Raw genomic sequence first — 1,821 nt, 5'->3', positions numbered from 1 at the left:
CATGCATTGCATGCGCCCGCAGTCGTCGTGTGTTCGGGGGTGATTCCGAGAGTGTCAGTCCATCTCGGGGCCGAGGCTGATGCCGCGGGAGGCCAGCCAGGGCAGGGGATCGATCTTGTTCTCGCCGGCGAGGTGCACCTCGAAGTGCAGGTGCGGGCCGGTGGAGAAACCACGGTTGCCGACGGTCGCGATCTGGTCGCCCGCCATGACCTTCTGGCCGACCGTGACGGTGGAGGTGTTGATGTGGCCGTAGACGGTGATGGTGCCGTCGGCGTGCTTGAGGCGGACCCACATACCGAACCCGGATGCCGGACCGGAGTCGATGACCTCGCCGTCGGCGACGGCCACGATGGGGGTGCCGATGGGGGCGGCGATGTCGACGCCCGCGTGGAGGGTGCCCCAGCGGCTTCCGAAGTTGGAGGTGAACGTTCCCACGGCGGGGAGGACGAACAGGGGGCGGCGGGCCGCGGCTTCGCGGGCGGCGCGCTCTTCGCTGAAACGCTGTCCCTTGGCGAGCAGGTTGCTGAACTGCGACAGGTCGGTCGGGTTCGCGATGTTGAGGACCTGCGGGGCGTTCGAATCTGCGGTGGCCGTGTCGGCGACCGTCGAGTACTGCGCGGCCTGCGGTTCCGCGGTGGTTCCGATGGTGCTCGACTCGTCACTGGCGAGGGCGACCTCGGAGTGATCGGAGGAGCTGGAGGATCCGCTGGTGACTGCGGCCTGGCCTGCGGCGACTACGGCGCCTGCTGCGACCGCGAGTACTGCGGCGCGACCTTTGAGGGCCGAGGGGGGAGTCGGGAGGCGGTGGGCTCCGCGGCGGGAGTGGGAGGGCGTGCCCTCGAAGGACTCGGAACCGCTGCGGGGGATGAAGCCGGGGATCTCGGACTCGGTGTCGACGGTCTCGACTCCGTTGCCGGGGTCGACGCTGTCGTGGGTGGAGCGTGTGGACTGCGAATTGCGGAAGAACATGCTGGAAATCTCAGAACTATCGGTCTCGGGATACTGCTCGACCGACTGTGGGGGATACGTGGGCGCGACTTCGTCCTTGTGACCCCGCAACTCGTCATCGTGGTGACTCACAAAACGGCTGGCCGTGAACTGGCTGCGATGGTGCATACGCCCGTCCGTCCTCCTGCTCGTGACCTGCCTGTGACTTAGACCTTGGCGACGGTAACGAAACGGTTGCGATGCGCGCAACCTGTAACGGAGAGGAACGGCTACATGTGATCGGCATCACAAACTGAGCTGGGGAAATGTCGAACTCGCTTTTCGTCTCGGTTCAATCTCGCCGCTGCGCACGCGTGTCACAACCCGGGGGAGGCGGTGGGTAGGCGCTAGCGTCGGCCTGTGGCGTCATCAACTCGATCCCCGGACGGGCGCAGGGCCGAGCCCGAACGCATTCCGTCGTCCGGTGGCACCGGTGTGGCGGTCGTCGACGAACCCGATCCCCTCCGCGCGCGGAGGGGAACCGTGCTCGCGGTTCTGCTGAGCCTCGTCGGAGGTCTGGGGGTGGCGTCGGCGCCCGTCCTGCAGGCCGTCCGCGCGGTCGACGGGGCGGCAGCGCCGTCCGCGATCGGTGCGGCCGCGGTGTGGGCCGCCGTCTTCGCCGTCGCGGCACCGGTTCTGGCCGTTCCCGCGGTTCTCGCCCGGAACACCGCGATGGCGGGGGCGTTGCTGGCCGGTGCAGGCGCCGTGTCCGTCGGCGCCGCCGTCCTCGACACGCAGCTGTGGTCGGATGCCATCGACGCCAATCGGCTCGAATTGTTCCGGCCCGACACGGCGGCCGAATTGGCCGCCGGGACCGGCGCCTACGCCGCTGTC

The 1,821-nt window shown here is 68.5% G+C and carries 1 protein-coding gene and 1 pseudogene; one reads left to right on the top strand and one right to left on the bottom strand.

From position 1 onward, the window contains the following. Positions 1 to 54 precede the first annotated feature (54 nt). Complete coding sequence (locus tag ACFTZB_RS45380) at positions 55 to 1,116, bottom strand: M23 family metallopeptidase (protein WP_378442519.1); 1,062 nt, start codon at positions 1,114 to 1,116, stop codon at positions 55 to 57. A 231-nt stretch (positions 1,117 to 1,347) separates the two neighbouring features. On the opposite strand from ACFTZB_RS45380, the pseudogene ACFTZB_RS45375 reads away from it, so the two are divergent. Next, a pseudogene (locus tag ACFTZB_RS45375) lies at positions 1,348 to 1,821 on the top strand (hypothetical protein); the annotation flags it as partial.

The sequence above is a fragment of the Rhodococcus sp. NPDC057014 genome (assembly GCF_042673295.1).
Lineage (GTDB): Bacteria > Actinomycetota > Actinomycetes > Mycobacteriales > Mycobacteriaceae > Rhodococcus_F.
This window is presented reverse-complemented; position numbering and strand designations above follow the sequence as displayed.

What these genes read in the sequence shown, in the direction of transcription:
- ACFTZB_RS45380 (WP_378442519.1), bottom strand. Translation starts at nt 1,116, where the DNA reads ATGCACCATCGCAGCCAGTTCACGGCCAGCCGTTTTGTGAGTCACCAC.